Origin of the sequence: Streptomyces sp. W16, from assembly GCF_033194735.1 — a bacterium.
GTDB lineage: Bacteria > Actinomycetota > Actinomycetes > Streptomycetales > Streptomycetaceae > Streptomyces.
Genome location: NZ_JAWOAI010000693.1, coordinates 1 through 4,301 on the forward strand (window position 1 = coordinate 1; position 4,301 = coordinate 4,301).

7 protein-coding genes are annotated in these 4,301 nt (G+C 70.2%); 6 read left to right on the forward strand and 1 reads right to left on the reverse strand.

The annotated features are described in order from the left end of the window. Positions 1-229, forward strand: a 229-nt coding sequence (locus R6V09_RS47250; RefSeq protein ID WP_317887629.1) for an iron chelate uptake ABC transporter family permease subunit, incomplete at its 5' end; no start/stop codon positions are given. Further along, positions 226-1,116: an ABC transporter ATP-binding protein gene (locus R6V09_RS47255; protein WP_317887630.1), complete on the forward strand. Its 891-nt coding sequence runs from the start codon at positions 226-228 to the stop codon at positions 1,114-1,116. The genes R6V09_RS47250 and R6V09_RS47255, both read left to right, overlap by 4 nt. Here R6V09_RS47255 and R6V09_RS47260 read toward each other — a convergent pair. Further along, entirely contained in the window at positions 1,100-1,447 is a 348-nt protein-coding gene (locus tag R6V09_RS47260) for an SCP2 sterol-binding domain-containing protein (protein ID WP_317887631.1), read from the reverse strand. The genes R6V09_RS47255 and R6V09_RS47260 overlap by 17 nt on opposite strands. Positions 1,448-1,489: 42 nt before the next feature. Here R6V09_RS47260 and R6V09_RS47265 point away from each other — a divergent pair, with 42 nt between their 5' ends. From R6V09_RS47265 to R6V09_RS47280, 4 genes are all read left to right on the forward strand, one after another. After that, positions 1,490-1,774 (forward strand): hypothetical protein, encoded by a 285-nt coding sequence (locus R6V09_RS47265; RefSeq protein WP_317887632.1) that lies wholly within the window; start codon positions 1,490-1,492, stop codon positions 1,772-1,774. Positions 1,775-1,781: 7 nt separating this feature from the next. Continuing rightward, entirely contained in the window at positions 1,782-2,597 is an 816-nt protein-coding gene (locus R6V09_RS47270) for a TlyA family RNA methyltransferase (RefSeq protein WP_317887633.1), read from the forward strand. After that, on the forward strand, positions 2,594-3,499 hold the full coding sequence (locus tag R6V09_RS47275; protein WP_026179466.1) for an NAD kinase: 906 nt from the start codon (positions 2,594-2,596) through the stop codon (positions 3,497-3,499). Before R6V09_RS47270 ends, R6V09_RS47275 begins: the two co-directional genes overlap by 4 nt. Before the next feature lie 127 nt (positions 3,500-3,626). Next, on the forward strand, positions 3,627-4,301 hold a 675-nt coding region (locus R6V09_RS47280), incomplete at its 3' end, for an AAA family ATPase (protein WP_317887634.1).

Below are 4,301 nucleotides of genomic sequence, written 5' to 3' on the forward strand. Positions count from 1 at the left end.
CTTCGTCGCGCTCACGGCGCCGCAGCTCGCCCGGCGGCTGACGCGCTCGCCGGGGCCGAACCTGGTGCCCTCGCTGTGCATGGGCGCCACCCTGCTGGTCACCGCCGACTGGGCCTCCCAACGGGCGTTCGGCGCCGACCAGTTGCCCGTGGGCGTGGTCACCGGAGTCCTCGGCGGGGTCTACCTGCTGTGGCTCCTGGTCACCGAGCGCAAGGCGGGCCGGATATGAGCAACCAGAGCAACCAGAGCGGCCTCAGCAGCGGGCTGAACAATCGAAGGAGCACTGTGAACCGCCTGTCCGCCGAGAACGTCACCCTTGCCTACGACCAGCGCGTCATCGCACGCGAGTTGTCGGTGGAGATACCCGACAACTCCTTCACGGTGATCGTCGGCCCGAACGCGTGCGGCAAGTCCACACTGCTGCGCGCCCTGTCGCGGATGCTGAAGCCGAGCGAGGGCCGGGTGCTGCTCGACGGGCAGGTCATCCAGTCGATGCCGGCGAAGAAGGTCGCGCGCACCCTGGGCCTGCTGCCGCAGTCGTCCATCGCGCCGGACGGGATCACCGTCGGCGACCTCGTGGGCCGCGGCCGGTACCCGCACCAGGGCATCCTGCGCCAGTGGTCCCAGGAGGACGAGCGGGTCGTACAGGAGTCGATGGCGCAGACCGGTGTCGCCGAGCTCGCCGACCGCTATGTCGACGAACTGTCCGGCGGGCAGCGGCAGCGCGTGTGGATCGCGATGGCGCTCGCCCAGCAGACGCCCCTGCTGCTGCTCGACGAGCCGACCACCTACCTGGACATCCAGCACCAGATCGACGTCCTCGACCTCTGCGCCGAACTCCACGAGGAGCAGGGCCGCACGCTGGTCGCCGTGCTGCACGACCTCAACCACGCCGCCCGGTACGCCACCCACCTCATCGCGCTGCGGGAGGGCGCGGTGATCGCGGAGGGCGCGCCGAGCGACATCGTCACGGCCGAACTGGTCGAGGAAGTCTTCGGGCTGCGCTGCCAGGTCATCGACGACCCGGAGACGGGGACGCCGCTGGTGGTGCCGGCGGCGCGCAATGCACGGGCGCGGACCGACCGCCCAAAGGTGGCCGCTACAGAAGCTTCCTGAGGCGGAACAGGTCGAACACGTTGGCCTCCAGCTTCACCCGGCCCGAGCCCCAGGCCTTCGCGAAGTTCAGGCCGCCGTTGACCATGGCGACCAGGTCGTCGCCGGCCATGGTCAGCCTGATCTGGGCCTTCTCCGGCGGAAGGCCCTCCACGGTCTCGTCCACCACGATCCGGCCGCCGGTGAGCCGTCCGACGAAGGTGATGTCGAGATCGGTGATCCGGCAGTTGACCGAACGGTCCATGGCCGCGGCGGCGCGGACATTCCCATCGGCCTTCTGCATGTTGTCCGAGAGCTTTTCGAGTGCGGCGCGGCACTCCTCGATCGTTGCCATCGTGATCGACGGTACCCCAGGCCTTCGGGGTAGCGTCTGGGCATGAGCGACTCAGTTCCCGAGCCCACGGCGCAGGAGGAGTCGGCCGAGGCCGAACCGTCGTACGACCCCGCCGCCCCTGCCCCGCTGAACGTGGACCGCACCCCGAGCGGCAACGCCGATGTGGACGCCCAGCTGGGGCGCCTGGCCGACACCGACCACCTCGCCACGGACGGACATGTCGAGGTGTACGAGGATGTACACCGGGGGCTGCGCGACGCGCTCACCGCGCTCGACGCCCGCCCGGGACCTCCGGCGCCCCCATCGCCGTACACCAATAGGAGCTGAACCGAACGTGGCAGGAGTGGCACGCCGCCGTCTCGACGCCGAGCTGGTGCGGCGGAAGCTCGCGCGCTCGCGGGAGCACGCGAGCCAGTTGATCGCCGCCGGCCGGGTCACCGTCGGCAAGACCGTCGCGACCAAGCCCGCCACCCAGGTGGAGACGGCCGCCGCCATCGTCGTCGTCCTGGACGACAGCGACCCCGACTACGTGTCGCGGGGCGGCCACAAGCTCGCGGGCGCGCTGGAGGTCTTCGTGCCGAAGGGGCTCGTGGTCGAGGGACGGCGGGCGCTGGACGCCGGCGCGTCGACCGGGGGCTTCACCGATGTACTGCTGCGGGCGGGTGCCGCGCATGTCGTGGCGGTCGACGTCGGGTACGGACAACTCGCGTGGTCTCTTCAGAGCGATGAACGCGTCACCGTCAAGGACCGTACGAACGTACGCGAGTTGACGCTTGAAGCGATCGATGGGGAGCCTGTGGATCTAGTCGTGGGGGATCTGTCCTTCATCCCGCTCGGGCTGGTGCTGCCCGCCCTGGCGCGGTGCACGAAGCCGGACGCGGACCTGGTGATGATGGTCAAGCCGCAGTTCGAGGTGGGGAAGGAACGGCTGGGGAGCGGTGGTGTCGTACGCAGCCCGGAACTACGGGCCGAGGCCGTACGCGGTGTCGCCCGGCGGGCCGGCGAACTGGGGCTCGGGGTGGAGGGTGTGACCGCCAGCCCGCTGCCCGGGCCCTCCGGGAATGTCGAGTACTTTCTGTGGCTGCGGGCCGGGGCACCCGAACTGGACCCGGCCGATGTTGACCGTGCAGTGGCGGAGGGGCCGCGTTGACACAGAACCGAGCTCGTACTGTTTTCCTGCTCGCGCACACGGGCCGCCCCGCGGCCATCCGGAGTGCCGAGCTGGTCGTCAAGGGGCTGCTGCAGTCCGGCATCGGAGTGCGCGTCCTGGAGTACGAGGCACGCGACCTGCCGCTGCCCGACGAGGTGGAGACGGTCACCGAGGCCACCCCGCAGTGCCTTGAGGGCTGCGAACTGCTCATCGTCCTCGGCGGCGACGGCACGCTGCTGCGCGGCGCGGAGTTCGCGCGGGCGTCCGGGGTGCCGATGCTGGGCGTCAACCTCGGCAGCGTGGGGTTCCTCGCGGAGGCCGAGCGGGACGATCTCGACAAGGTCGTGGACCGGGTGGTCACACGGGCGTACGAGGTCGAGGAGCGGATGACCGTCGATGTCGTCGTGCACAAGAACGGGAACATCGTGCACACGGACTGGGCGCTGAACGAGGCGGCGGTGCAGAAGGCCGGCGCCGAGAAGCTGCTGGAAGTCGTCCTTGAGATTGACGGGCGCCCGGTGACCGGGTTCGGGTGTGACGGGATCGTTTGTGCGACTCCGACTGGGTCTACGGCTTATGCATTCTCCGCGGGTGGGCCTGTGGTGTGGCCCGAAGTGGAGGCGTTGCTGATGGTGCCTATCAGTGCGCATGCGTTGTTCGCGAAGCCGTTGGTGACCTCGCCGGATTCTGTGCTTGCCGTTGAGGTGTTGCCGCACATTCCTCCGGGGGTGTTGTGGTGTGACGGGCGGCGGACTGTTGAACTGCCCGCCGGGGCTCGGGTTGAGGTTCGGCGGGGGGCTGTGCCTGTGCGGTTGGCTCGGCTGCACCATGCGTCGTTTACGGATCGGCTTGTTGCCAAGTTCGCTCTGCCTGTTTCGGGGTGGCGGGGGGCTCCTCACTAGCTGCGGGCCGGTGGGGGTTGAGCGCGCAGTTCCCCGCGCCCCTTTGGGGCGCTTCCCTCGCGTGGGTGACAGGGTGCCTCGCGCTTCGCCCGCCCTACCTCGTAAGGTCTTCACCGTGCTGGAAGAGATGCGGATACGGTCGCTCGGAGTCATCGACGACGCTGTCGTCGAGCTGTCGCCGGGGTTCACCGCTGTCACGGGTGAGACGGGTGCGGGCAAGACCATGGTCGTCACCAGTCTCGGGCTGTTGCTCGGTGGCCGGGCGGACCCGGCGCTGGTGCGGATCGGGGCGAAGAACGCGGTCGTGGAGGGGCGGATCTCCGTCCCTCCGGGCGGCTCCGCCGTGCTGCGGGCCGAGGAGGCCGGTGCCGAGCTGGAGGACGGGACGCTGCTCATCAGCCGTACCGTTTCCGCCGAAGGGCGGTCCCGGGCGCACCTGGGCGGGCGGTCCGTGCCGGTGGGGGTGCTCGCGGAGCTGGCCGACGAACTGGTCGCCGTACACGGGCAGACCGATCAGCAGGGGTTGCTGAAGCAGTCCCGGCAGCGGCAGGCGCTCGACCGGTATGCCGGGGACGCCGTCACCGGGCCGTTGGCCAAGTACGGCGAGGCGTACCGGCGGCTGCGGGCCGTCGCCGTCGAGCTGGACGAGATCACCACACGCGCGCGTGAGCGGGCCCAGGAAGCCGACATGCTGCGGTACGGGCTCGACGAGATCGCGGGCGTGGAGCCGCGTGCCGGGGAGGACGTGGAACTCGCCGCCGAGGCCGAGCGGCTCGGGCACGCGGAGGCGCTGGCGTCCGCC

What these genes read in the sequence shown, in the direction of transcription:
- R6V09_RS47255 (WP_317887630.1), top strand. Translation starts at nt 226, where the DNA reads ATGAGCAACCAGAGCAACCAGAGCGGCCTCAGCAGCGGGCTGAACAAT.
- R6V09_RS47260 (WP_317887631.1), bottom strand. Translation starts at nt 1,447, where the DNA reads ATGGCAACGATCGAGGAGTGCCGCGCCGCACTCGAAAAGCTCTCGGAC.
- R6V09_RS47265 (WP_317887632.1), top strand. Translation starts at nt 1,490, where the DNA reads ATGAGCGACTCAGTTCCCGAGCCCACGGCGCAGGAGGAGTCGGCCGAG.